This is a genomic window from Burkholderia sp. AU31652 (assembly GCF_002223155.1).
Taxonomy (GTDB): domain Bacteria; phylum Pseudomonadota; class Gammaproteobacteria; order Burkholderiales; family Burkholderiaceae; genus Burkholderia.
The window spans coordinates 1,795,320-1,820,094 of record NZ_NKFG01000005.1 but is presented as its reverse complement, the minus strand read 5'-3'; the positions used below and the strand labels follow the sequence as shown (position 1 = coordinate 1,820,094).

Genomic DNA, 24,775 nt, shown 5'->3' with positions numbered 1-24,775 from the left:
TCGTAGTCTGAAAGGATGATGCCGGCCGGCGCCGGCGGCGCAATCATCGTGGCAGACAGCCATCGAACGACGAAGGAGACAACCCGCGATGACGATCCTCACGACGCCGCCGGCCGGCAGCTTCACCGACGTGCCGGGCGGCCTGCGCCTGCACCACTACGAGGCGGGCGAAGGCCGGCCCGTGGTGTTCATCCACGGCAGCGGCCCGGGCGCCAGCGGTTTCAGCAACTTCAAGCACAACGTGCCCGCGTTCGCGGCGGCCGGCTATCGCGCGATCGTCGTCGACCTGCCCGGCTACGGGCAGTCGTCGAAGCCGTCCGACGTCGCCTATACGCTCGAATTCTTCGTCGGCGCGCTGCATGCGCAGCTGACCGCGCTCGGCATCGGGCCGGCCGTGCTGCTCGGCAACTCGCTCGGCGGCGCGATCGCGCTGAAGTACGCGCTCGACTACCCGGACGACGTCGACGGGCTGATCATGATGGCGCCGGGCGGCGTCGAGGATCGCGACACCTATTTCCGGATGGAGGGCATCCAGCGGATGGTGAAGCTGTTCACCAACCGCCAGATGAATGACGACACGATGCGCGAGCTGCTGACGCTGCTCGTGCACGACCCGGCGATCGTCACCGACGCGCTCGTCGCCGAGCGGATGAAGGTGTGCGTCGAACAGCCGACCGAAGTGCTGTCGACGATGAGCGTGCCGAACCTGACCGACGCGCTCGGCGACCTGCGTACGCCGGTGCTCGGGTTCTGGGGCACGGACGATCGCTTCAATCCGGTCGGCGGCGCGCTGAAGTTCCTCGAACGCTGCCGCGATGCGCGCTTCGTGCTGATGAACCGGTGCGGCCACTGGGTGATGGTGGAACACGCCGACTATTTCAATCGGGAATGCCTCGATTTTCTTGCGACGCGGAATACGCGATAACGCCGGATGCCCTTGAAGGCCGGCCTCGATGCGGGCGGCCTGCCTGTCTGAACAAATACCTGGAACCTGGAGACGACATGAAGCTCATCGAAGACCTGTTCGACCTGCGCGGCAAGGTGGCCGCGATCACCGGCGGTGCGCGCGGCATCGGCGCGGAGACCGCGCGCACGCTGGCGGCCGCCGGCGCGAGCGTCGCGATTCTCGACGTGCTGTCGCAACCGGCGGAAGCGCTGGTCGAGGAAATCCGAGCGCAGGGCGGCCAGGCCGCGTTCTGGTCGCTCGACGTCACGCACGAAGCCGACGTGGCGCGCGTGTTCGGCGAGATCGTCGCGCGCTTCGGGCGCCTCGACGTGCTCGTGAACAACGCGGGCATCGAAGGCCACAACGTGCCGACGCACGAGCTCACGCTCGCGCAATGGCAGCGCGTGCAGGACGTGAACGTGAACGGCGTGTTCCTGTGCACACGTGCGGCAATTCCGCATATCGACGCGGCCGGCGGCGGCTCGATCGTGAACCTGTCGTCGATGTACGGGATCGTCGGCGGCCCGGACGTGCCCGCGTATCACGCGTCGAAGGCAGCGGTGCGGATGATGGCGAAGGTCGATGCGATGCTGTACGCGGCGAAGAACATCCGTGCGAACTCGGTGCATCCCGGCTATATCCGCACGCCGATGCTCGAGGACGCGTTCCGCCAGATGGGGCAGGACCCCGATCGCGCCTTCGAGTACATGCAGACCAACGTGCCGATGGCGAAGATCGGCAGCCCGCGCGACATCGCGGCCGGCATCCTGTATCTCGTGTCGCCGGCGGGCCGTTACGTCACAGGCGCGGAGCTCGTGATCGACGGCGGCTTTACCGCGCGCTGACGCGGCGCGGCGCACGCAACGGAACAGGAGACAGGCAGTTGAAAGCGCTCGTGGCAGTGAAACGCGTGGTCGACGCGAACGTGAAGGTCGGCGCGAAATCCGACCGGACGGGCGTCGACGTCGCGAACGTGAAGATGTCGATGAACCCGTTCGACGAGATCGCGGTGGAAGAGGCCGTGCGGTTGAAGGAGGCCGGCGTCGTGACGGAAGTGGTGGCCGTGTCGGTCGGCGTCGCGCAGGCGCAGGAAACGCTGCGCACGGCGCTGGCGATCGGCGCGGATCGCGCGATCCTCGTCGAATCGCATGAAGGCGTCGAGCCGCTTGGCGTCGCGAAGGTGTTGAAGGCGCTGGTCGACAGGGAGCAGCCGCAGCTGGTGATCCTCGGCAAGCAGGCGATCGACGACGATTCGAACCAGACCGGGCAGATGCTGGCCGCGCTGGCGGGTTTGCCGCAGGCGACGTTTGCCTCGAAGGTTGTGGTGGCCGATGGCCGTGCGACGGTCGCGCGTGAAGTGGACGGCGGTGCGGAAACGCTGTCGCTTCAACTGCCCGCCGTCGTCACCACGGATCTGCGCCTGAACGAGCCGCGCTACGTGACGCTGCCGAACATCATGAAAGCGAAGAAGAAGCCGCTCGAAACCGTGAAGCCCGACGACCTCGGCGTGGATGTGACGCCGCGCCTGAAGGTGCTCGAGGTGAACGAGCCGCCGAAGCGCGCAGCCGGCTTGAAGGTGCCGGACGTGCAGACGCTGGTCGCGAAGCTGAAGACCGAAGCCAAGGTGCTGTAACAGGGAGCGGAAAGAAATGACGATTCTGGTGATTGCGGAACACGACAACGCGTCGATCAAGGCCGCGACGCTGAATGCCGTCGCTGCCGCACAGGCGCTCAATGTGGTGGGCGGCGGCGACGTTCATGTGCTCGTTGCTGGACACCATGCGCAAGCGGCAGCGGACGCAGCAGCGAAGATCTCGGGTGTGTCGAAGGTGCTGCTGGCCGATGCGCCGCAGCTGGCTGACGGTCTGGCCGAGAACGTCGAAGCGACGGTGATGACCGTCGCAAATGGGTACTCGCACATCGTTGCGCCGGCAACGGCCTACGGCAAGAACATCGCGCCGCGCATTGCGGCGAAGCTGGATGTCGCACAGATCTCCGAGATCACGGCGGTGGTATCGGCCGACACGTTCGAGCGCCCGATCTACGCAGGCAACGCGATCGCGACGGTGCAGTCGGGCGATCCGGTCAAGGTGATCACGGTGCGCGCGACCGCGTTTGATCCGGTGGCAACTGAAGGCGGCAGCGCGTCGGTCGATAAGATCGAAGCGGCAGCCGATGCCGGCAAGTCGCAGTTCGTGAGCCGTGAAGTGACGAAGCTGGACCGTCCGGAACTGACGAGCGCAAGCATCATCGTGTCGGGCGGCCGCGGCCTGGGCAGCGGCGAGAACTACACGAAGGTGCTGGAGCCGCTGGCAGACAAGCTGTCGGCAGCACTGGGTGCCTCGCGCGCGGCAGTCGACGCGGGCTACGTGCCGAACGACTATCAGGTCGGCCAGACCGGCAAGATCGTCGCACCGCAGCTGTACATCGCGGTCGGCATCTCGGGTGCGATTCAGCATCTGGCCGGCATGAAGGATTCGAAGGTGATCGTCGCGATCAACAAGGATCCGGAAGCCCCGATCTTCAGCGTGGCCGATTACGGCCTCGTCGGCGACCTGTTCACACTCGTGCCGGAAGCGGCCGCGGCGCTCTGACCGATGCCGCTGTTCGAATTCAACGGGATGCGGCCGCGCATCGATCCGTCCGCGTACGTCGATCCGAGCGCGGTCGTGATCGGCGACGTGACGATCGGCGCGCGCTGCTACATCGGCCCGCATGCGAGCCTGCGCGGCGACTTCGGCGCGATCGTCGTCGAAGGCGGCAGCAACGTGCAGGACAGCTGCGTGCTGCACGTCGGGATCGGCGAGACGTGCCGGCTCGGCGTCAACAGCCACGTCGGCCACGGCGCGATCGTGCATGGCGCGACGCTCGAACCCGACACGATGATCGGAATGAATGCGGTCGTGATGGACGGCGCGACGATCGGCGCGACGACGATCGTCGCCGCGTGCGCGTTCGTGAAGGCCGGCTACGACGTGCCGCGCGGCGTGCTGCTCGCGGGCGTGCCGGGGCGCGTCGTGCGGCCGCTCAGCGACGCGGAGATCGACGCGAAGGCGAACGGTACGCGCATCTATCAGCAACTGGCGGCGGACTGCCTGAGGACGATCAGGCGGATCGACGGGTGAGCAGCGGGCATCCGGGCGACCCAGGATGCGACGGATTGCCGGGCAGCTTGCCGTTGCCGTAAGATCGGCACAGGCTTTCCCACCGGCATCCGCGTCACATGAAAAAGCACGTCCGTTTGCGGCTCACAGTCATTGCGTCGGCATTTGCCGTCTACAGCGTTTATATGCACATCCAGCAGTTCATCAGTGGCTGCGTGTGGGTCAGGGGCCATCAGCGCTGCAGTTTCGAAAACAGCACGAACTTCGAAGGCTGGATGGATCTCGACCTGATGATCGCGTGCTGCTGGGTCGCCGCGGCGGTGGTGGGCTGGATCTCCGTCATGCAGGCCGCGAAGAAGCCGGGTTGAAGGCTGGCGTTTTTTTCACGCGAAACCGATCGCTGTCAATCCGTGACAACGATCATCGATGCGGCATCGCCGCAATCGTCAGCGCCTCTTCCGCATCCTCGCGCCGCAGGCGCAACCGGCCACCGGGATCGGGCTCCGCTCGTTCGACGTGCTGGTCGGCTTCGACGTCGGGATGAGCGTTGCCATCCGTCGGCCGTCATTGTGCTTTTTCCTGCCGTGCCCGGATAATGATCCGGCGTCGCGCACGCCGCGCGAGGGGAGGCTGCCATGCAATTTCCGACGGGATCGGTGGTCGCGCTCAGTTCGGCCGCCGCGACGATGTTTTCGATGGGCATGCTGTTTCTCGGCTACTGGGGCTGGCACGAGCCGCTGCCGTGGCGGTTCGGCGACTACGTCGTGATCCTGCCGGCGCTGGCCGGGTTCGCGTGCCTCGTCAGTGTGCCGTTTCTCGCCACGTCACCGATGAAGACCCCCGACGACGAATCGCGGATGTTCGTCGCGCGGCGCGTGTTTCTGTGCGGCGCGAGTGCGTTGTGGTGTGCGATCGTCGCGTCGCTGGTCGTGTGAGATTCGTGCAGGATTCGCATGCGCCGAGGTCCACCGGTTCGGTCTTGAACGGGCGTGTCGAAACGTCTTCCACGCGCGCTTGAACGGCGGTTTTCACGCGTCGATTCGGGCCGCCGCGACGGCTTTGATTTCCCCTGTGCCGTGCACTAGATTCGAAGCATTCCTGTGTAGCCGAGCGCGAGGTGGGGCCATGACGCCGTGGGAGATTCAGGGCACCGAATTGATGAATTGCAATTGCTCATACGGTTGCCCGTGCCAGTTCAATGCGCTGCCGACCCATGGCCATTGCGCGGCGATGGGGGCGATTGAGATTGACAGCGGCCACTACGGCGACGTGGTGCTCGACGGCGTCAGGATCGCGGTCGTGTTCGAGTGGCCGGGGGCCGTCCACGAGGGGCGGGGCCGGTGCCAGCCGATCGTCGACGAGCGCGCCAGCCCGGCCCAGCGCGAGGCGGTGCTGAAGATCATGACTGGTCAGGATACCGATCCGTTCGCGACGATGTTCTCCGTCTACGCTTCGACGCTCGAGCAGGCGTTCGATCCGATCTTCGCGAAGATCGATTTCGACGTCGATGTCGATGCGCGGCGTGGCCGGATTCACGTCGACGGCGTGTTCGACCTCGCGGGCGATCCCATCCTCAATCCGGTGTCGGGCGCCGAGCATCGCGCACGAATCGACCTGCCGCACGGCTTCGAATACGAGCTGGCCGAAATCGGCTCGGGCACGTCGCGCTCGCAAGGCCACATTCCGCTGACCCTCGACGGCAGCTATGCGCAGTTCGCGCGGCTGCACCTGAACAACCACGGGGTGGTCAGGCATCGCGTCGCGGCATGACTCCCGTCGACCACTGGCTCGGGCGCGAGCGCGTCATCGCGCTGCTCGGCATCGCGGCGCTCGTCGGTCTGTGCTGGTTCTATCTTTTGACGGGCGCGGGAACCGGCATGTCGGCGCTGGACATGACCGCCGTTGCGCTCTTTCCGCATCGCCTGAAGGGCGCCATGGGTAGCATGGATCCGTCACTGGCCACCGTGATCGTGATGTGGTGGGTGATGATGATCGCGATGATGACGCCCAGCGCGGCGCCGCTCGTGATGCTGTACCGGCGGGTGCTGCGACAGCGCGGCGTGGACGGGGCGGGTTCGGCGTTCACGTCGCTGTCGCTGCTGGCCGGCTACCTGGCCGCATGGCTGGCGTTCTCGATCGGCGCGGCGCTGCTTCAGGCGATGCTGCAGCCGGCCGGGCTGATCTCCGCGATGATGCTGTGGTCGAAGAGCGCCGTCCTTTCCGCGATCGTGCTGGCGCTCGCCGGGCTCTATCAATTCTCGTCGCTGAAACGCGCGTGCCTTCGGCAATGCCGGGCGCCGGCCGGGTTCCTGGTCGCGCACTGGCGTCCGGGCGTCACCGGCAGTTTCCTGCTTGGCGCGCGGCACGGCATGGTTTGCGTCGGCTGCTGCTGGTTGCTGATGGCGCTGCTGTTCGTCGGCGGCGTGATGAACGTCGTGTGGATCGCCGCGCTGTCGCTCTTCGTGTTCGCGGAGAAGATCCTGCCCGGCGGCGAACGTGTGGGGCGCGCGCTGGGCGTCGTGCTGATTGCGTGGGCCGGTGCGACGTTGATCGTGTGACGGGCCGTCATGGACAAGCCGGCGCGGACGTGCGGAATCGCCATGGACGGGTGACGGCCGGCCGCGGCCGGTCCCGCGTCGAGCGATGCCGGTATTTGCACTGCGGGATGCTACGTAACGCCGGGCCTGCGTTACGCACGCGTTACCCGGAACGCAAGGCTCGATCTCGCTGATGAAGGCGAGCCCGGATGCGACGCGTTGGGCCCCGGACGGCCGTTGGAACAGGGCAGTCCGGCGTGGGCGTGAAGTCGTCGTTGATGCCGATCACAATGGCACGATAGGTGCTTGTCGGGATGATCGAGCTAGAAAGCGAACGGGGGCTTCCATGCAGAATCATTTCATCAAGGCGAACGTTGCGGTCGCCGCCATTGCGGCGGCTTGCGCGCTGGCGGCGTGTGGCGGCAGCGATGTAACGGCGCCTAAGCCGGGTGGTAACACGATCGGAACGAGTACGAGCGGCACTGGCGGGACGAGTGGTACGAGCGGGACGAGTGGAACCAGCGGGACGAGTGGAACCAGTGGCACGAGTGGAACCAGCGGTACGAGTGGAACCAGCGGTACGAGTGGAACCAGCGGCACGAGCGGAACCAGCGGGACGAGTGGAACCAGTGGCACGAGTGGAACCAGCGGCACGAGCGGAAGCAGTGGCACGAGTGGAACCAGTGGCACGAGTGGAACCAGCGGTACGAGTGGAACCAGCGGGACGAGCGGAACCAGCGGCACAAGTGGAACCAGCGGCACAAGTGGAACGAGCGGAATCGGTGGCACAAGCGGCACAAGCGGCACCCCCGGCACGAACGGCATCGTCAGCGCCGTCGGCGCGGTCGTCATCGACGCCGGCGCCACGATTTCCGGCGAGAGCCCGCCGGGACCGACCAAGGGCGTGACCACCGGCCTTGGCAACACGGTCGCGGGCGCGGGCACGATCATCCGCGACACGTCGAACGCCGTGAGCAACGGCATCGGCCAGACCGGCTTCACGGCGAACCCGGTCGGCACGACGGTCGCCGGGCTGGGTTCCATCGTCGGCTCGACGAGCAACCCGGTCACCGGCCTCAGCGACACGGTGAAGGCGCTCGGCACCGGCCCGCTGTCGCCGTTGGCGCCGCTCACGACGCCGGTCGGCGGGCTGCTCGATACCGTCGCCGGTGGCCTCAAGACGGGCGGCACGATGCTCGGCGCGGCCCTGTCGTCGGGCCCGGTCCAGCAGACGACGCAGGCGATCAGCACGGCGATCACGCCGCTCGTCACGACCGTCGGCCAGGTCACGCAGCAGGTCGGCACGGCGACCGGCCTCGGGCAGCCCGTCGCGGGCCTGCTCGGCCAGATCGGCGGCGCGATCACGTCGGCGGGATGGAAGGTGACGTCCACGTCGCCCCAGCCGCTGGTCAGCGGCGTCGGCGACCTCGTGCGCGCGGTCGGCAACACCGTGACCAATGCGGGCGGCCTCGTGAACCCGGGCGGTGCGAACGGCGCGGTGCCGGTCGCGGGCCTGGTGACGAGCGTGGTCGGCGGTAATACGGCGATCGTCCACAACGGTTCCACGACCGGTACGGGCGGCACGGGCGGTGGCTCACCGTTGGGTAGTCTCTCCAACCCGCTCGCACCCGTGACGGGGCTGGTGGGCGGCCTGCTCGGCAGCTTGGGTGGCTTGGCCGGCAAGTAACCGATCGATTGAGATCGTCCTGGCGGTAACCGGCCAACCGACAATCGGCCGCCGGTTACCGCCAACCAGAATGGCTTGATGATCCCCTGCGGGAAGCGGATCGGACGGGGCCTCTCGATGTGTCAACCGCGAACGACGTCGCGCTGCGACGGCGGCCGCGCCAGCCCGCGTGCGGGCAGCGGCGTCGACATCACGATCGACGTGCGTGTTTCGCCATACAGGTTGATGCGTTCGATCAGTTGTTCGAGATGGGTCATGCTGATCGCGGCGAGCCGCATCATGTACGAGTCCGCGCCCGTCACGTGATGGCATTCGACGACTTCGGGAATGGTCTCCAGCAACCGGAGGAATTTTGCTTTTGCCGGTTGCGGCACCGTGATGCCGATCAGCGCGCTGACCGGATAGCCGGCTGCGGCAAGGTTGATCCGGGCCGTGTAGCCCTCGATGACGCCGGCCGCTTCAAGCCGCTTCACGCGCTCCGTTACCGCCGGCACCGACAGGTGCACCTGGCGCGCCAGCTCCGTGTAGCTGATGCGGCCGTTGGCCTGCAACAGCGTCACTACCTTCCAGTCCAGATCGTCCATCGCGGCGGAAATTTTTAAGGCGGAGCGGCCATTTTTCCTTAAAAACCGCATTCAGCGATGACGGGACTTTCCCTACGATGCCTGTTCAACACGTTACATGTCGCAGGGAGCAGGCGATGCTGTTCATCAAGTCAGTCGTGATGGGGCTGTCGATCGCGGTGCCGGTCGGGCCGATCGGCATGCTGTGCATCCAGCGCAGCCTGAGCCGCGGTTTTCAGGCGGGATTCGCAACGGGCGTCGGCGCCGCATGCGCCGATGCGATCTACGGCCTGCTCGGCGCGCTCGGCATCGCGGGTATCGTTACGGCGTTCCCGATGCTGACCGTCGGCCTGAAAATCGGCGGCGGCGCGTTTCTCGTGTGGCTGGCGTGGGCCATCGCGCGCCAGGCGCCGGCCGCGTCGACGGCGCAGCGCGACCTGCCGCGCACGACCGTCCTGCGCGATTTTGTGACGACGTTCGGCCTGACGCTGTCGAACCCGATGACGATCCTGTCGTTCGTCGGAATTTTCGCGGCGCTCGGCCCGCTGTCGGGCGCGCGGGAAGGGGCGGTGTGGCCGGCCGTGGCGCTGATGGTCGCCGGTGTGTTCATCGGTTCCGCGACGTGGTGGCTATGCCTGAGCGGCACGACCGCCGCGCTGCGCACGAAGATGTCGTTCGCGTTCATGCACGGGCTGTCGCGCGTGTCGGCGGCGGTGATCGCGGTATTCGGCGTGAGTCAGGTAGTCGCGGGCGTGCGCGGGGTCATCTAGGCCGATGCGCCGCGTGGATCGCGTCGACCGTCGTCCGAATATGCGCGAGCAACTCGACCACGACGGCTTTCCGGAAATACTGGTTCATTCGCGTGCTGACGACGAAATCGGACGGCAACGCGTCGATCGAATGCTGAACCGTCAGCAGATCGTCGGCGAGTCGCGCCAGCGCATCGCGATCCCGCGTGGCCACCGCAACCTTGATCTCGTCCGGCCAGAAACCGAACGCGTCGATGCCGCAGCATTCGGCGACACAGTTTGTCTCCAGCGCATCGATCAAAGGCATGACCTCTGCCAGACAGGCGTCGATCGTGGCCGCATGTGCGTGGCCACCCGACAGATCGCCGAATTCGATCCAGCGATCCGGGCCGATGCTGATGTCGTCCTTGTGGGGTTTGCCGTTCATCGGTTGACGCTCGACGGGTTCAATTCAACGCCGGCAAATGTGCATGCACGAAGCGCGCGATTTCCTGGCTCAGTTCCCTGTCCTCGGGCGCGCCCATGAACCCGCCATGCGGCATCCCTTCGAATACGTGAAGCTCGGTCGGCACCTGCGCGCGCCGCAACGCGCGATGCAGGCGTACCGCGTTCGACAGGAACAGATCGCGCGTGCCGCTCTGGATGAAGGTCGGCGGGAAACCGGCGGAGAAATCGCCGAACAGCGGCGACAGATACGGATGCGCGAGATCGGCGCCGTTCGCGTAGAGCAGGTTGTTCGGCATCAGCGACGCCGGCAGCACGACATCGACGAGGCGATTGGTTTCGAAGCTGTCGCCGGATTCGGTCAGGTCGACTTCCGGCGACAGCAGCACCAGCGCGGCCGGAAGCGGCAAGCCTTCGTCGCGGGCGCGCAGCACCATCGCCGCGGCGAGGTTGCCGCCCGCCGAGCGTCCGCCGATGACGATGTTTTCCGGCGCGTAGCGCTCGAGCACGTACGCATACGCCGCGATGCAATCGTCGAGTGCGGCGGGATACGGATGCTCGGGTGGCAGGCGATAGTCGACGCCGTAGCACCGAATGCCGAGCCGGTCGGCCTGCATCTGCGCGCCGGCGCGGCACGCGGCGCCGCCGCCGAGCACCAGCGCGCCGCCGTGCAGGTCGATGTACGCGCATTCGCCGGAAGCCGCTGCTTCGGGCGTGGCGACATGCACGTCCGCCGCGCCGGTCCGGATCGTCTCCACGCTCGAACGCAGATGGCCGCCGAGTTGCTCGATGGCGGCCGCGTAGTGTGCGTCGGCGGCCGCCTTCACACGCATCCATGCGTCGAAATCGTCCGGGGCCGGCATCACGTGCAGCGCGTTCAGCGGCACGCCGTCGCTGCCGACCAGACGTTGCAACGCGGCTCGCGCTTCGTCGCTGATCGAGGCCGGGAAGGGGACGACGCGGCTCGGCAGGGCGACGCCGTCGGGTTCGTCTTTCATCGATTCGGTTCCGTTGGACGTTGGGCGAGTCATGCGGCAGAGGGCCAGTGGCGCAGCATCACGTCCAGCGCATCGAGACTGCGCGACCACGACGTGTCGGAAGCCGGTGCGCTGTGCGCGAAACCGCCCGCGCTTTCAAGTGTGACGTAGCCCATGAAAAAGCCGCCGAGCAGACGGATCGCATGCGCCTGTTCGGCTTCCGGAATGTCGTAGCTGCGCAGCACTGCCGAGGTCATCCTGACGAGCCGCCCGCCCGCGCTTTCGGCGGCGCGTTCGGCGCTTACCGGGTGGCGCGCTGCGGCGAAGCGACCGGGGTGCTCGCGGGCGTAGTCGCGATAGACGTCGGCGAGCGCGGTGAGCGCGTCCTTGGCGGTGCGGCCGGCCAAGGCGTCGGTCGCGCGATCGGCAAGTTCCTTCAGCGCGAAGAGTGCGATGCGGCTCTTGAGGTCGTCGAAGCTCGGGATATGGGAGTACAGGCTGGCCAGTTTGACGTCGAAGTGACGTGCCAGCGCCGCGCCGGTCAGGTGCTCGAAGCCGGTTTCATCGGCGAGTTGCGCGCCGGCTTCGACGAGTTTGTCCAGGGTGATGCCGGCGCGTGCCATAGCGAATGCTATTCAGATTAGCGAAAAGGCTAATTGTATTAGGTTTTGGGTTGATGTCAATTTCCCGAATTCGGTCACAGCCATGTCCGTGACGATCACCCCAGCTCGAACGACGTCACCCCGAACACGCGGTCGATCGCAATCGCCGGCGCTTCTTTCGTGTACATCCGTGCGGTTTCGAACACGCTCGTCATGCCGTGCCGTTCCGCCAGCGCGACGGCCGCGGGGTTCGTTTCCGGCACGTCGAGCACGACGACCTCGCCGGGCATTCGCGCCGCGAGCGCGCGAAACAGCCCGGTGGCGACGCCTGGGTCGTCGGCGAAAAGCGGGCCGATCTTGCAGCCCGTCTTGCAACGGCGCACGACACCGTAGCCGGCGACGCGGCCGCCGTCGACCGTCGCGAGCGCAACCGCATCCGGCTGCGCGATCCAGGTGGAGATGAAACGCTCGCGCGCCGACGGAAAGCATGCGCGATCGTAGGCAAGCAATTGCTCGAACGGCACGTCGGCCGCTGCCACCACGTGCGCGCACCCGATGCCGTCCACGCGCCCCTCATAGCGGATGTTGCGGTACGCAAGCTCGAACCCGGACTTCCTGTAGTTCGCCTGCTGGGCCACGACACCATCGAGCCCGATGTTGCGGTCTCCGAGGTAACGCATGCCGTGCTGCCAGGTTCGGATGCCGAAGCCTTGACCGCGAAACCCGGGTTTCACGATGTAGAGGCCGATGAAGCCGAAGCGTTCGTCATAGGCGACAGCAGAAATGCACGCGACCGGCTCGCCGCGCCAGACGCCGACGAAGAACCCGGCCGGGTCCGCTGCGCTGAAACAGGCAGGATCATGCAGGCCGGGGTTCCAGCCTTCTGCCGCCGCCCATTCGACCGACATCGCTACTTCGTCGGCCGACATGGTGCGCACGATAAAGTCACCGCCTTGGTCCATGGTTCACCCCAGTCGCTGCGCTCGGGAATGCGCGTTGCGTTACCGGCTGCCGACCCGAAGCGGCCATGACAGGTTATATGCCCCGTTTGGCAACCTCTCCGTCAGCGAAAAATCTATGGATGGATGGTTTCGCCGCGATTCAGCATGTCGATGAATTCCCCGATTTTGCGCGCCCGTGTTTCCGGCTTCTTGGCATTCTGTATCCGATACAGGATGGCATATCGGTTACGGCTGTTCAGTGTCGCGAAAAACGTGCGGGCTTCCGGATTGGCGTCCAAGGCCGCCTGAAGGTCGTCCGGCACGGTCGAATTGCTTGCCGACGTGTAGGCAGCCTGCCAGCGGCCGTCCTTTCTCGCTTTCTCGATTTCGCACAAGCCGGGCGGGCGCATTCTGCCTGCGGCGATCAGTGCTTCAGCCTTGTCTGTGTTGAGTTTGGACCAGATGCTTGTTGCGGAGCGTGGGGTGAAGCGTTGTAACCAGTATTGCTCGCTCTCGGCCCGTTTTTGACCATCGATCCAGCCATAGCAGAGAGCGCTTTCCAACGCCTGCTCGTAGGTGAGGGTTCGCTGCCTGGCGCCTTTTTTCGCCAGGCGCAGCCATGTTCCGGCCGACGTGCTGCCGTTTTGCCCTAACCAGTTTTCCCATTCGACCTGACTGGTAAAGGTTAGCGCGCATTCGGTCATGTCACTGTCCTGAATGGTTGACTACATGTGCGGGGAGGGCGTCCGCAGTCTAACAGTGTTGATACGGACAGCAACGTGCGCGATGCGACGAAAGACCGGCCGCTCGGTAGCCGTCAGTCCGTCGCCCGGTTTTGGGGCGGCATCATCCGTTTCAAGCATCCGGTGGCGCAGGCATCGGAGACGCCATTTCAAATGGGGCCTCGCCACCTATCCGGCCAAAGCCTCCCCATCCCCGTCAGAACGTATAACTCACCTTCCCGAACGCCGTCCGCCCGAGCGTGTTGTACCCATACGCGGTCATGTACTGCCGGTCGAACAGATTCGACACCGTCGCCGACACCGTCAGGTGCGAATTGATCCGGTACGAAGCACGCAAGCCCACCGTCAGATACGAAGGCAGATAGGTCGAATTGGCCGGATCGTCGAACGTCGTGCCGCCATAAAGCAGCGACGCCCCCGTGCTCAACGCATGCAGGTGCAGTTCGTCCCACGTGTGATCGATGTTGAGGCTGACCGTCTGGCGCGGCCGGCGGTTGAGCCACGAGTCGTTGGTTTCGTCCTGCGGATTCAGGATCCCGACCGCGACGCTCACCGGCGTCGAGCGGCCGATCGTCCCCTTGTACGACAGGTCGATGCCGCGAATATGCGCGCGGCCGATGTTGATCGGCGAGAACGTCGCCGGGTTGTACGCGATCAGGTTGCTGACGCGCGTATCGTAGATCGCGGCCGTGAACGTACCGTACGACGTGTTCGCATCGACCGCGGCCTCGACCGACGTGCTGCGTTCCGGGCTGAGGTTCGGATTGCCGTAGCCGGGGTAGTACAGGTCGTTGAACGACGGCAGCTTGAACGCATTGCCGTACGACACGCGCGCCGTGTACACCGGCGTGATCGTCCACGACAGCGCCGCGTTACCCGTATTCACGGACCGCCCGGCGATGATTTCATGACGCCCCGCGAGGAACATCGTCACGCTGCCGAGCGTCGCCGATTGATGCAGCGAGAACGCGGAATCGTTGCGCGTCGGCACGCCGTTCGGAATGTCGACCGGCAGGAATGCCTGCTCGCGGGTGAAGTCGTAGGCGAGCTTGGTTTCGCCCGACAGCGGCAGCCCGAACAGATGGAATCCGCGCGCCTGGTGCGTCAACGACGTCGACGTGCTGATGCGCTGCGAATTGATCTGGTCGGTCGGGGTGATCGGATCGCTCGCGTAGATGAACCCGCGATCGTTCGCATAACCGAACGACTGGTCGAACTGCGTGTCCGGCGTGATATCGAGGTGGAACGCGAGACCGGTCGTCAGCTGATGATCGAGCTGGCGATTCGCATAGCCGCGGTTGTCGTAGGACAGATCGGACCGGTGATACAGCGCGAACGTCGAGATCGACCAGTTGTCGCGCGCGTAGCCGAGGCGCGCATCGAGATCCTGCGCGTGGTACGGGTTGCGGCCCGCCTCGTGCCCGTACGCGAAAGGCCGCGTCGCGTCGATGCCGGCCGTGTTGTACGAATGCAGGCCGAGCGAGTAGGTGAGCCCGCCGAGCGCGGCGAGCGGCCCGGTCGACGGCACGGTGCCCGACGTGCGCAGTTGCGTGTCGAACGTCTTGTTCGACCCGCCGCCGAACGACACGGTGGTCTGGTTCGGCTGGCTGGCCGCGCGGCGCGTGAAGAGCTGCACGACGCCGCCCATCGCATTGGCGCCGAACGACGCGGCGGCCGGCCCCGAGATCACTTCGACACGTTCGAACGATTCGGTCGGCAGGTCCGCCCACGGCGCGATGCCGGTGGTCGGCGAGCCGATCCGGATGCCGTCGATGAACACGGCGACCTGGCTGGCCGACGAGCCGCGGATGCTGACCGACGCGGACGAGCCGGGCCCGCCGTTCTGCGAGACGGTCACGCCGGGCAGCGTCGCGAGCGCCTGCGTGATGCTCGGGTCGCTCGGCGACAGCCGGTCGAGATCGGTGCGCGTGAGCACCTGGGTCGTCGCATAGCGCTGGTCGAACGACTCGGGCAACCGGCGTGTGTCGGTCACGTTGATCGTCGGCAGGTTGGCGCCTTCGGCGGCCGGGGCCGGTTGCGCAACCGCGGTGTCGCCGGCTGCGTGGGCGAGCGGCGAGAGGAGCGCGGTCGCGGCCGACGTGGCAAGGAGGTGTCGAATCTTCATGAGGCTGTCGTTGTGGTCGGGCTGCGCATGCGTCGATCGGGGGAGCGCGGCGGGCAGCGCCGGTTTTGTCATCGGTGATCGGGCTATCGCGCGAGCGGGCCGAGCGGGCCGCGGTCGCGGGCGTCGGCGCGGCACATGCCGGCGGACGCGATCGACAGGGAACGGCGCGCGCGAGCAGGCGGGCCGTGCATGCCGGCGGTGTGCCGGCGCGACGCTTCCGGTGAGGAAGCGGATGCGGTAACAGTGGACATCGGGCGGATCCTGAGGTCGGGCCGTCCATGCAACGGGCACCGCCCAAGGCGGTGTTGGCGCATCGGGACACCCCGCCCGGTGCGGCTGCTTGGACCTCGGGTCGATGGCAGGTCTCCTGGCTCGCGGGTCCTGATTCGCGCCGGCCTTCCCGGTTTCCCAGTGGCACGCAGTGGCACGGATTCGCCGCTCACAGTTGCGGGGGCAGCCGCAGATTCGAGGCATTGCCTCTCCTGCGTTCCCTTTTGATCCCATCCCTGGGAACCATCAGCGCGCAAGGGTAATGGCGTGCGCGCCGGCGCGTCAATTGTCGGACAGCCCCCGGATGCGAAAAAACGTCATCGATGCGCAAAAACTTTCGAAATCCTGTCTTTCAGGCGTCGGCGGTGCGTTTCATGTCTGATGAAATGGCATGGTTCGCTGCGATGAAATCGCGCCGGTACCGGCTCGGCGCGACACCCGTCCACCTGACGAACGCGCGGCGGAAGGCTTCCTCGCCGCCGAACCCGAGATGCGCGGCGATCCGCGCGACCGGCCAGTCCGACTCGCGCAGGCAGCGGCGCGCGGCCTCGGAGAGGCATTGCTCCCGCAGCACGTGATAACCGCTGCCTTCGGCCACCAGCCGCCGCCGCAACGTCGCCTCGCTCACGCCGAGCCACACGGCCAGCTCCGCGAGTGCCGGCAACGCCTGCTCGTGCGCGAGCGCCGCGTCGAGAAAGCCGCGCACCTGCTGCGCCCACGATACGACGGCCGGCGCCGCATCGATCAGGCGAAACGGAAAATCGACGAGAAACGCGTCGAGTTCGGCTGGCTGCCGCACCACACGGCATTCGAGCCGCGCCGCATCGAATGCGAAGCCGTAGGTCTTGCGGCCCACTTCGACCGGCGCATTGAACAACCCGAGCAACGGCATCGCGTCGTCGCGGCGCGGATGGCCGAGCCATACGTCGGTCGGCCGCAGCGGCTGCCCGATCAGCCAGCCGAACAGTTGCAGATAGCAGAACAACCCCGTCAGGTCGACGAGGCACGCGGCCGGGCTGCGTGTGCGGCGCAGCGAATCCATCCGGAACGTCGCGCGCCCGTCGCGCACGGTGAGCGACAGCGCGCCGGCGCGCGGGGGCAGCATCTCGCCGAATTCGCGCGCGCAGCGGATCGCGTCGGCGAGCGTCGCGCAGCTCAGCAGGCAGCGGCACATCAGGTCGACTTCGCGCTTGCGCATCGGCGGGTGGCCATCGCCGCGCGCGACCTGCGCCTCGAGGCGTTCGATCGCGTCGCGATACAGCGCGACGAAATCGCCCGGCGTCGCTGCCGGTGGCGGCGGCTGCGCATCGCGGTCGGCCGGCGGCGCGCCGCTGCGCGTGAGTTCGCTCAGCAGGCGCGCGCCGAGGCCCGGCAGGACGCGGCTGCGGGCCGGGATGGCGCGCTGTTTCATGAGTTTCCCGATCTGATCGTTGCGACAGGGGGCGGTGAGCGGGCCGGTAGGGGTCTGCGAATCGTCACCACGCAAGAATGCTATCCACGCCGACCGCCTTCGGCCTCGCCGGAACGGCGTAGGCCGGCTGCGCATCCCTGTCACGAACGACCACGGACGACACGCGAATGATCCAGATCGTAGACGAAATCACGCTCGCGCCCGAGCGCATTCCCGACGTGCTTGCACTGCTGCGCGACCGTTACCTGCCGGGCCATGCGGCGCGCGGGCTGACGGCGGCCGGCCGTTGGATATCACCGCCCGTCGCGGTGCCGGGGCAGCCGAGCACGCTGTGGCTGACCTGGCACGTGGCCGACGCGCCGGCCTATTACCGGATGCGTGCGTTGACGGATGCCGATGTGGTCGGATTCTGGATGGCGGTCGACGCGCTGTGCGACCTGCGCCGTCGCCATGTGATGACGGACGCCGACGCGCCGCTGCCCGCGCTGACGGAGGTCGATCATGCGGCATGACACGGCACAGGTATTCGTGTCCTCGGATTGCGATGCGGGCGCGATCGAGCATGCATTGCACCAAGCCGCGCACGCGCGGGTTGGCACGACACGCGTGGCATTGGCACGCAATCTGGACGGCAGCTGGGGCGCGGGCGACTACACGCTCGACGTGTTGCGCGACGATTCGGCGGCCGACGGCACGGCGGATTTTGCGGCGCTGGCTCAATTGCCGGGCATCGAGCGCATCGATGGCGCTCAATGCCGCTCGATCGGCGGCGGCCTGCGCGAACCGGCGCTGCGCGACGGCGTCTGGCGCACGCTGATGCTGCGCGTGCGGCCGCAGGCCGGCGCAGCGCAGATCGCTGCGCTCGAACGCGAACTGCTGCAGATGCCCGCGTTCATGCCCGGCATCCGCAACTGGCGCCTGAGCCGGATCGAAACGCCCGGCGCGTGGACGCATGTGTGGCAGCAGGAATTCGCGCACGTCGGCGATCTGCTCGGCGAATACCTGATGCATCCGTATCACTGGGGCTGGGTCGATCGCCGGTTCGACGTTGAAAGCCCCGACTGGACGGTCGATGCGATCTCGCATGCGTTCTGTCCGCTCGCGTCGAGCCTGCTGGCGGACACGGCGGCGTGACGCGCAGCCCACATCGAGCTGACATCAAACCAACCCTGGAGACACGAAGATGCGAGCCCTGTTGATCGACCGCGTCGGTCATTCCGACACCTTGCGAATGGCCGACGTGCCGGCCCCGACGCCGGGCCCCGGCGACGTGCTGATCCGCGTGGCCTACGCGGGCATCAATCCCGCCGACTGGAAATGCCGCGAAGGCTACCTCGGCGCCTTCATGCAATACACGTTTCCGTTCGTGATCGGCTTCGACGCGTCCGGCGTGGTCGAAGCGGTCGGCGACGGCGTCGACGGGTTCGCGCCCGGCATGCGCGTGTTCGCGCAGACCGACGTCGGCGCGGGGCGCTGGGGTGCGTATGCGGAATTCGTCGCGGTGCGCCACGACTCGGTCGTGCGCGTGCCCGACGCGGTGAGCCTGGCGGAAGCCGCCACGGTGCCGACGCCTGCGCTTGCCGCATGGGCCGGCCTGTTCGACGACGGCGAGCTGAAGGCGGGCCAGACCGTGCTGGTGCACGGCGGCGCGGGCGCGGTCGGCACGTTCGCGATCCAGCTTGCCGTGCAGGGCGGCGCGCGCGTCGCGGCAACGTGTTCGGCGCGCAACCGCGAGACGGTCGAATCGCTGGGCGCGGCGGCGAGCATCGACTATCGCGCGCAGGACATCGCCGCGGCGCTGCGCGCCTGGGCGCCCGGCGGTGTCGACCTCGTGCTCGACGCGGTCGGCGGCGACACGCTGCCCGATGCACTCGACCTGCTGGCGCCGGGCGGCACGCTGGTGAACATCATGACGCTCGCGGCCGGCGATGCGGAGCGGCTCGCCGCGACGGCGGCCGTTGCCGCACGACGCGGCCTGCGCACCGCGATGACCTACAGCCGGATGCCGAGCGGCGGCACGCTTGGCCGGATCGCCGCGCAACTGGAAAAGCGCGCGCTGCGCGTGCCGCGCTTCGACCGTTTCCCGCTCGAACAGGCGGCCCGCGCACTCGATCTCGTTCAAACGGGCGAGGCGAAAACGAAGCTGGTGCTTCATGTTGCGGATATCGCCCGTTGAGCGGCCCGCACGCACAACACAGGAGACAACGATGACCGATATCCGAACCGGCGTACTGGCCGGCAAGTGCGCGCTCGTGACGGGCGCAAGCCGCGGCATTGGCCGCGCGATCGCGCAGCGCCTCGCATCCGAAGGCGCGACCGTCGTCGTGACGGCGCGCAGCCTCACGCCATCGGCGACGACCGCCGGCACGCTCGCCGAAACGGTTGCGCTGATCGAGCAGGCCGGCGGCCGCGCCATTGCGCTGGCGGCCGACCTGTCGAACGCGGCCGAGCGCGACGCGCTCGTCGGGCACGCGGCGCAAGCCGCCGGCGGCCTCGACATCCTCGTCAACAACGCGGGCGTGGCCGACTACGCGTGCGTCGACGCGATGCCGATGACGATGTTCGACACGACGATCGAACACTATCTGCGGATTCCGTTCGCGCTGGCGCAGGCCGCGATCCCGCTGATGCGCGCCCGCGGCGCCGGCTGGATCGTCAACGTCGGCTCGGTGACGGCGCTGCCGCCGCTGCGGCCGTTCGACGATTTCTCGCGCGCGGGCGGCGCGACCGTCTATGCGGCGGCGAAGGCGGCGCTGTCGCGCTTCACGCAGGGGCTCGCGGCCGAACTCGAAGCCGACGGCATCGCGGTGAATCTCGTCGCGCCGAGCACGGCGATCCGCACGCCCGGTGCCGCGCGCTACATCCCCGAAGGCTATCCGACCGAGGACGTCGCGTATCTCGCCGAGACCGCGCTCGCGCTGTGCCGCCTGCCGGCGCGCGAACGCACGGGCCTCGTCACGCACAGCCTGCATTTCCCGCTCGCGCAGCAACTCGCGGTGCGCTCGCTCGACGGCCGCACGGTGCTGCCGCCGCCGGTGGTTCCCGCGTATGCGCATCCCCACATCGACCCGACAGGACTTTGATTGACATGACGAACCCGATTCGCTTCGACGGCGGCACCGCCGTGATCACCGGCGCGGCCAGCGGCATCGGCAGCGGGCTCGCACGCCACGCCGCCGGGCTCGGCATGCGCGTCGTGCTGGCCGATCTCGACCCGGCGAAGCTCGACGCCTTCGCCGCGACGCTCGACACCGACGTCCTGTGCGTGCCGACCGACGTCAGCCGGCCGGAAGCCGTCGACGCGCTGGCGGAAGCGGCCTGGCAGCGCTTCGGCGGCGTCGACCTGCTGTTCAACAACGCGGGCGTGATGGCGACCGGCTTCAGCTGGGAAATCACGCCGGAACGCTTCGAGCGCAGCTTCGCGATCAACGTGCACGGCGTGCTGAACGGCATCCGCAGCTTCGTGCCGCGGATGCTCGAGCGCAACGTGCCGGCGCGCGTCGTGAATACCGCGTCGGTCGGCGGGTTCCTGCCCAGCCCGCTGATGTCGCCTTATTCGGCAACGAAATTCGCGGTGGTCGCGCTGACGGAATCGCTGTATGGAGAACTGAAGATGCTGGGCGCACCGGTCGGCGTGTCGTTGCTTGCGCCGGGCCCCGTGCAGTCGGGCATCTTCAACGACCCGTTCGGCGCGGTGCACGACCGGCCGGAGGTGCGTGGCTTCGTCGACACGATGCGCGCGATGCTGAACGCGCACGGGCTCACGCCCGACGCGTTCGCCGCGCGGGTGTTCGACGGCATCCGGGACGGGCGCTACTGGCTGATTCCGCAACCGGAGACGATCGACGGCGCGCTGCAGCGGCGTACCGACGACATCGTCGCGTCACGCGATCCGTCGCTGCCTGCGTTCTGAGGGCCGGGCGCGGCACAGCGCCCGGCGCGTGCCGTCACATGCGCATGCCGGAGTGCGAACGGCCGCTCGGGTCGCCGCCGCGATCGGGCGGCGTATTGTTCTGATCGATCTTCGCGAGCACGAAGCCGGCGTGCGGCAACGCGCCGGGCGAGCGGTGCGTCGCTTGCGCGACGGCGTCGTGCGGCGACGCTGCGGGAAAACCGGATGACGTCACGCCCGGTTGAGCGAACGCCGAAAGGGAAGCAGCCGCCAGGGCGGCGGCGACGATCGCGTGCGATTTCATGGTGGCTCCTTCACGACTGACTGCGGGACAACATCATCAGTCTAGGGCGCGAAACTTAACGCGACGTGAAGGAGCGATGCGGCGCGGATGACGGAATATTCATGCGCGCCGCGACGTTCATGCCGGCGCCGACACCAGCGCGCAGAAGTTCTCGAGATCGACGTTGCCGCCGCTGATCACGATGCCCACGCGCTTGCCCTGCAGCGCGTCCTTCATCCGTCGCACCGCGGCGAACGACAGGCAGCCGGTCGGCTCGACAACAATCTTCATACGCGTGGCGAAGAAGCGCATGCAGTCGATCAGTTCCGCGTCCGTCGCGGTCAGGATGTCGTCGACGTCGCGCCGGATGATCGGGAACGTCAGGTTGCCGAGGTGCTGCGTCTGCGCCCCGTCGGCGATCGTGCGCGGCGTGTCGATATGCACGATCGCGCCGGAGCGGAACGATTGCTGGCCGTCGTTGCCGGCTTCCGGCTCGACGCCGTACAGCGTCGCGTGCGGCGACAGCGCGCGCGTGGCGAGCGCGGTGCCCGACAGCAGGCCGCCGCCGCCGAGCGGCGTGAATACCGCATCGAGCGGGCCGACTTCGTCGAACAGTTCCTTGGCCGCCGTGCCCTGGCCGGCGATCACGTCCGGGTGGTCGTAGGGCGGAATCAGCGTGAGGCCGTGCTGCGCGGCGAGATCGCGGCCGATCTGCTCGCGATCCTCGGTGTAGCGGTCGTAGGTCACGACCTTGCCGCCGTAGCCGCGCGTCGCGGCCATCTTCGCGGCCGGCGCATCCTGCGGCATCACGATCGTCGCGGGAATGCCGAGCATGCGCGCCGACAGCGCGATCGCCTGCGCATGGTTGCCGGACGAGAACGCGACGACGCCGTTGCGGCGTTGCTCCGCATCGAAGCGCGACAGCGCGTTGAACGCGCCGCGGAACTTGAATGCGCCCATGCGCTGCAGGTTCTCGCACTTGAAGAACACTTGCGCGCCGAGCGCTTCGTCGATCGTCCGCGACGTCATCACCGGTGTGCGGTGCGCATGGCCTTCGAGCCGGGCCGCGGCGGCGGCAACGTCGTCGTAGGTGGGGAGAGTCGGAGCGTTCATGGATTGCCTGGTGGTCGTTGAAATCGTTCAGCGGGAAAGCAGCGCGTGTCACGCGCCTGCGTCATTTCGCATCGTTGTAGACGGTCGCGCGCGAGACGCCGAGATGCTGCGACACGATCTCCATCGCGCGGCGCACTTCGAGGAAACCGTCGGCCTTCAGCGTCTGCATCAGCTCGCGGCGCTGGTCGGTCTTCAGTTCGCGCGGCGTCGTCGCGAGGCGCATCGCGAATGCGTCGATGCGTTGGCGGATCGCGTCCGCGCCGGCCGGATCGAGCGTTTCCGCGACGGCTTCGCCGTCCGTGCTGCAGAACTGGTTCAGCATGCCCTGGAAGCCGCGGAACAGCGTGACGTCGGCATTCAGGCACAGCGCGGCCACATAGCGGCCGGTCGAATCCTTGATGCCGATCGACGTGCTTTTCGCGGTGCGGCCGTCGGCGAAGCGGTTCGGGTAGTTCGCGAGCACGGGCGGGAAATCGTCGTCCGCGATGCGGGCGAGGCCGAGCTCGGTCGCGGGATCGCCGACGGCGCGCCCCGACAGGTTGTTGTGGATCGCGAGGATCGCGTGCTTCGGCGTGCGCAGGTCGTGAACCACGACCTCGGTGAACGGCGCGAACATCGCACCGAGCCCTTCGGCGATGCGCTGCACCTGTTCGATCAGCGACGCCTGTTCGGACAGCACGAGTTTCCGGGTAGTGGTCATGATGGTTTCGCGGTCAGGTTTCGGATCGATGCGACGGCTGCGGGGGAAGGGGCAACCGGCGTGTTACTCGCCTTCCGCGGCTTCCGGCCGCGTGATGTCGGCGAGCAGCGGCTGCGCGATCCGCACGTAGTCGGCCGCGTCGAGCACGACGGAGCGGTCGAGGCGGCCCGCGTTGAAAGCGATCTCGGTGTTGCGTTCGACCAGGGCGGGGTCGACGACGAGCGTCACGCTGGCGTCGAACACGAACGGCGGCACGGCGCCCATCACGCAGCGCGTGACGGTGGCCGCGAGGTCGGGCGACGCGAGGGTGGCCTTGCGGCGGCCGACCGCATCGGCGACCTTGCGGAAATCGATCTTCAGATGGCCGGGAATCACCGCGAGCGCGGTGGTGTCTCCGCCATCCTTGAACGTGCAGAGCATCGCCTTCGCGCCCTGTTCGGGGCGCGTGCCGCGCAGCGCGGCGATGGCGTCGGATTTCCCTTCGGCCGGATGCTCCAGCACACGGAACCGCGCGCCGGACGTGTTCAGCAGATCGCAAAGCGTGTCGAAAACGGGGTAGTCGCTCATGTCGCTCCGGGCAAATTGGGCCGGGGAATCGGGGGCGCGCTCGGGTTCGTATGCTTCGGCGTGCCGGTCGATGGATTGTCAAATTATAGACTTTTTGTCATGGGCCTGGCAAAGGGACGGGAGAGCGGGGAGTCGAGGGCGTTCGGGCGCATCGACGAGAATGTGTCGCTCGACCCATTTTGTGACGGGTATCGAACATGTCATGCGTACGCTCGTCAATCGACATCGGTGCCTCTCCCCGGATTTCCAATCCTGCGTAGAATGTCGCCGTCAGGTTCCGCCTTGCGGTCCCTGCAGTGGAACCGACACGGCCGCGTGTGGGGCATCGATGTTTTGCGAAATCCGGTCGACCAACCTATATCACCACTTCCGTGCGCGGAGCGGATGCGGCGTGGTTGGTCTGCGACCAGGCATCGGCGGCGCTGACGCGCCATCAGCACCATCGCCCCGGGCATGCGCTCACGGGGCAGCAGGAGGAATTCTTGAAGAGGGCGGCTCTCGATAACGGACGCGTCTTGACCGAACGCGGCAAGAACGCTGTGAACAAGATTATGGCCAGTGCGATCGAGATCTTCGTGGACGAAGGCTACGGCGGGCTGACCATGAGGAAGGTCGCGGCAAAAGCCGGGTTGGCGCTGTCGAACCTGCAGCACTACTTTCCCACGCGCGAAGACATCTTCGAGGCGATCCTTGCCGTGACGCGGGAGGCGTACGCCAATACGTACGACGGCGTGCGCGCGGACACGTCGCTGACACCCGAGGGCCGGCTGGAGAAAGTGGTCAGACTCTTGCTCGAAGACAGCAAGCAGCCCAAGACCCAAAGCCTGTTCGTGAACTTCTGGGCACTGGCCCAAACGCAGGAGTTCGCGCGGAAGATGCTTGAAGAGGGGTATGAATTTCAACGCGGCGTGATCGCCGGCCTCATTGAAGCCGTGAACCCGGCGCTGCCACAAGCGGTGCGCATCCGGCGCGCGGCACTCGTTACGGCGCAGATCGAGGGGCTCATCGTGTTGATACCGCAAAGGAATCGGTTTCCGTCGGATATCAAGGGAATCGAGGACGATGCGGTGACGGCCATTCTGGCTTTGGCCAAGGCGCCGTGAGCTGCACTGTTGGAGCGA

At 67.1% G+C, this 24,775-nt stretch carries 30 protein-coding genes and 1 riboswitch; of the genes, 17 read left to right on the top strand and 13 right to left on the bottom strand.

Features of this window, described 5'->3' with window-relative positions:
• Positions 1–88 precede the first annotated feature (88 nt).
• From CFB40_RS25700 to CFB40_RS25650, 10 genes are all read left to right on the top strand, one after another.
• The gene (locus CFB40_RS25700) at positions 89–925 is read left to right on the top strand and encodes an alpha/beta fold hydrolase (RefSeq protein WP_089432760.1); all 837 of its coding nucleotides are present in this window, start codon (positions 89–91) and stop codon (positions 923–925) included.
• Between the two features lie 77 nt (positions 926–1,002).
• On the top strand, positions 1,003–1,791 hold the full coding sequence (locus CFB40_RS25695; protein ID WP_089427384.1) for an SDR family NAD(P)-dependent oxidoreductase: 789 nt from the start codon (positions 1,003–1,005) through the stop codon (positions 1,789–1,791).
• Between the two features lie 38 nt (positions 1,792–1,829).
• Complete coding sequence (locus CFB40_RS25690) at positions 1,830–2,579, top strand: electron transfer flavoprotein subunit beta/FixA family protein (protein ID WP_089432759.1); 750 nt, start codon at positions 1,830–1,832, stop codon at positions 2,577–2,579.
• 16 nt (positions 2,580–2,595) lie between these two features.
• Entirely contained in the window at positions 2,596–3,540 is a 945-nt protein-coding gene (locus tag CFB40_RS25685; protein WP_089432758.1) for an electron transfer flavoprotein subunit alpha/FixB family protein, read from the top strand.
• A gap of 3 nt (positions 3,541–3,543) precedes the next feature.
• Positions 3,544–4,071 (top strand): acyltransferase, encoded by a 528-nt coding sequence (locus tag CFB40_RS25680; protein ID WP_089432757.1) that lies wholly within the window; start codon positions 3,544–3,546, stop codon positions 4,069–4,071.
• A 98-nt stretch (positions 4,072–4,169) separates the two neighbouring features.
• Positions 4,170–4,418, top strand: coding sequence for a hypothetical protein (locus CFB40_RS25675; RefSeq protein WP_089432756.1), 249 nt, complete (start codon positions 4,170–4,172; stop codon positions 4,416–4,418).
• 267 nt (positions 4,419–4,685) lie between these two features.
• The gene (locus CFB40_RS25665; RefSeq protein WP_043186617.1) at positions 4,686–4,985 is read left to right on the top strand and encodes a hypothetical protein; all 300 of its coding nucleotides are present in this window, start codon (positions 4,686–4,688) and stop codon (positions 4,983–4,985) included.
• A gap of 190 nt (positions 4,986–5,175) precedes the next feature.
• The gene (locus CFB40_RS25660) at positions 5,176–5,820 is read left to right on the top strand and encodes a DUF1326 domain-containing protein (RefSeq protein WP_089432754.1); all 645 of its coding nucleotides are present in this window, start codon (positions 5,176–5,178) and stop codon (positions 5,818–5,820) included.
• Positions 5,817–6,608 carry a DUF2182 domain-containing protein gene (locus CFB40_RS25655; protein ID WP_089432753.1) on the top strand — a complete coding sequence of 264 codons (792 nt, stop codon included), beginning with the start codon at positions 5,817–5,819 and terminating at the stop codon, positions 6,606–6,608. Before CFB40_RS25660 ends, CFB40_RS25655 begins: the two co-directional genes overlap by 4 nt.
• A gap of 325 nt (positions 6,609–6,933) precedes the next feature.
• Positions 6,934–8,274 (top strand): collagen-like triple helix repeat-containing protein, encoded by a 1,341-nt coding sequence (locus tag CFB40_RS25650; RefSeq protein ID WP_089432752.1) that lies wholly within the window; start codon positions 6,934–6,936, stop codon positions 8,272–8,274.
• A gap of 122 nt (positions 8,275–8,396) precedes the next feature.
• Here CFB40_RS25650 and CFB40_RS25645 read toward each other — a convergent pair whose 3' ends face one another.
• Positions 8,397–8,909 carry an Lrp/AsnC family transcriptional regulator gene (locus CFB40_RS25645; RefSeq protein ID WP_441299788.1) on the bottom strand — a complete coding sequence of 171 codons (513 nt, stop codon included), beginning with the start codon at positions 8,907–8,909 and terminating at the stop codon, positions 8,397–8,399.
• A gap of 65 nt (positions 8,910–8,974) precedes the next feature.
• Between CFB40_RS25645 and CFB40_RS25640 the strand changes: the two genes are divergently transcribed.
• The gene (locus CFB40_RS25640) at positions 8,975–9,607 is read left to right on the top strand and encodes a LysE family translocator (RefSeq protein WP_089432750.1); all 633 of its coding nucleotides are present in this window, start codon (positions 8,975–8,977) and stop codon (positions 9,605–9,607) included.
• Here the strand turns inward: CFB40_RS25640 and CFB40_RS25635 are convergent.
• From CFB40_RS25635 to CFB40_RS25605, 8 genes are all read right to left on the bottom strand, one after another.
• On the bottom strand, positions 9,600–10,013 hold the full coding sequence (locus CFB40_RS25635; RefSeq protein WP_089432749.1) for a DUF6331 family protein: 414 nt from the start codon (positions 10,011–10,013) through the stop codon (positions 9,600–9,602). The two genes, CFB40_RS25640 and CFB40_RS25635, sit on opposite strands and share 8 nt — an antisense overlap.
• 19 nt (positions 10,014–10,032) lie before the next feature.
• Positions 10,033–11,028 (bottom strand): alpha/beta hydrolase, encoded by a 996-nt coding sequence (locus CFB40_RS25630; protein ID WP_089427395.1) that lies wholly within the window; start codon positions 11,026–11,028, stop codon positions 10,033–10,035.
• Between the two features lie 29 nt (positions 11,029–11,057).
• Positions 11,058–11,630, bottom strand: coding sequence for a TetR/AcrR family transcriptional regulator (locus CFB40_RS25625; protein ID WP_089427396.1), 573 nt, complete (start codon positions 11,628–11,630; stop codon positions 11,058–11,060).
• 95 nt (positions 11,631–11,725) lie between these two features.
• On the bottom strand, positions 11,726–12,571 hold the full coding sequence (locus CFB40_RS25620) for a GNAT family N-acetyltransferase (RefSeq protein ID WP_089432748.1): 846 nt from the start codon (positions 12,569–12,571) through the stop codon (positions 11,726–11,728).
• A gap of 113 nt (positions 12,572–12,684) precedes the next feature.
• Entirely contained in the window at positions 12,685–13,254 is a 570-nt protein-coding gene (locus tag CFB40_RS25615; protein ID WP_089432747.1) for a YdeI/OmpD-associated family protein, read from the bottom strand.
• 235 nt (positions 13,255–13,489) lie between these two features.
• Positions 13,490–15,418 carry a TonB-dependent receptor domain-containing protein gene (locus CFB40_RS25610; RefSeq protein ID WP_089433312.1) on the bottom strand — a complete coding sequence of 643 codons (1,929 nt, stop codon included), beginning with the start codon at positions 15,416–15,418 and terminating at the stop codon, positions 13,490–13,492.
• 83 nt (positions 15,419–15,501) lie between these two features.
• Positions 15,502–15,669: a hypothetical protein gene (locus CFB40_RS38795; protein WP_174974230.1), complete on the bottom strand. Its 168-nt coding sequence runs from the start codon at positions 15,667–15,669 to the stop codon at positions 15,502–15,504.
• A gap of 89 nt (positions 15,670–15,758) precedes the next feature.
• Positions 15,759–15,951, bottom strand: a riboswitch (cobalamin riboswitch).
• Between the two features lie 89 nt (positions 15,952–16,040).
• A complete protein-coding gene (locus tag CFB40_RS25605; protein ID WP_089432746.1) occupies positions 16,041–17,099 on the bottom strand; it encodes a helix-turn-helix domain-containing protein in 1,059 nt (352 codons plus the stop codon).
• Between the two features lie 167 nt (positions 17,100–17,266).
• Between CFB40_RS25605 and CFB40_RS25600 the strand changes: the two genes are divergently transcribed.
• The 5 genes from CFB40_RS25600 to CFB40_RS25580 are packed head-to-tail and all read left to right on the top strand — an operon-like array spanning position 17,267 to position 21,012.
• Positions 17,267–17,611 (top strand): hypothetical protein, encoded by a 345-nt coding sequence (locus tag CFB40_RS25600; RefSeq protein WP_089427399.1) that lies wholly within the window; start codon positions 17,267–17,269, stop codon positions 17,609–17,611.
• Positions 17,601–18,233, top strand: coding sequence for a Dabb family protein (locus CFB40_RS25595; protein WP_089432745.1), 633 nt, complete (start codon positions 17,601–17,603; stop codon positions 18,231–18,233). Before CFB40_RS25600 ends, CFB40_RS25595 begins: the two co-directional genes overlap by 11 nt.
• 49 nt (positions 18,234–18,282) lie before the next feature.
• Positions 18,283–19,275 (top strand): NADP-dependent oxidoreductase, encoded by a 993-nt coding sequence (locus CFB40_RS25590; protein ID WP_089432744.1) that lies wholly within the window; start codon positions 18,283–18,285, stop codon positions 19,273–19,275.
• 31 nt (positions 19,276–19,306) lie between these two features.
• Positions 19,307–20,182 carry an SDR family NAD(P)-dependent oxidoreductase gene (locus tag CFB40_RS25585; protein WP_089432743.1) on the top strand — a complete coding sequence of 292 codons (876 nt, stop codon included), beginning with the start codon at positions 19,307–19,309 and terminating at the stop codon, positions 20,180–20,182.
• A 5-nt stretch (positions 20,183–20,187) separates the two neighbouring features.
• A complete protein-coding gene (locus tag CFB40_RS25580) occupies positions 20,188–21,012 on the top strand; it encodes an SDR family NAD(P)-dependent oxidoreductase (protein ID WP_089432742.1) in 825 nt (274 codons plus the stop codon).
• Between the two features lie 34 nt (positions 21,013–21,046).
• Here the strand turns inward: CFB40_RS25580 and CFB40_RS25575 are convergent, their stop codons facing one another.
• From CFB40_RS25575 to CFB40_RS25560, 4 genes are all read right to left on the bottom strand, one after another.
• Positions 21,047–21,295, bottom strand: a complete 249-nt coding sequence (locus CFB40_RS25575; protein ID WP_089427404.1) for a hypothetical protein — start codon at positions 21,293–21,295, stop codon at positions 21,047–21,049.
• A gap of 117 nt (positions 21,296–21,412) precedes the next feature.
• Positions 21,413–22,387 (bottom strand): threo-3-hydroxy-L-aspartate ammonia-lyase, encoded by a 975-nt coding sequence (locus CFB40_RS25570; protein ID WP_089427405.1) that lies wholly within the window; start codon positions 22,385–22,387, stop codon positions 21,413–21,415.
• Between the two features lie 61 nt (positions 22,388–22,448).
• Positions 22,449–23,087, bottom strand: a complete 639-nt coding sequence (locus tag CFB40_RS25565) for a helix-turn-helix transcriptional regulator (protein WP_011355097.1) — start codon at positions 23,085–23,087, stop codon at positions 22,449–22,451.
• Between the two features lie 63 nt (positions 23,088–23,150).
• On the bottom strand, positions 23,151–23,654 hold the full coding sequence (locus CFB40_RS25560; protein ID WP_089432741.1) for a YbaK/prolyl-tRNA synthetase associated domain-containing protein: 504 nt from the start codon (positions 23,652–23,654) through the stop codon (positions 23,151–23,153).
• A 395-nt stretch (positions 23,655–24,049) separates the two neighbouring features.
• On the opposite strand from CFB40_RS25560, the gene CFB40_RS25555 reads away from it, so the two are divergent.
• A complete protein-coding gene (locus tag CFB40_RS25555; RefSeq protein WP_089432740.1) occupies positions 24,050–24,757 on the top strand; it encodes a TetR/AcrR family transcriptional regulator in 708 nt (235 codons plus the stop codon).
• Positions 24,758–24,775 lie beyond the last annotated feature (18 nt).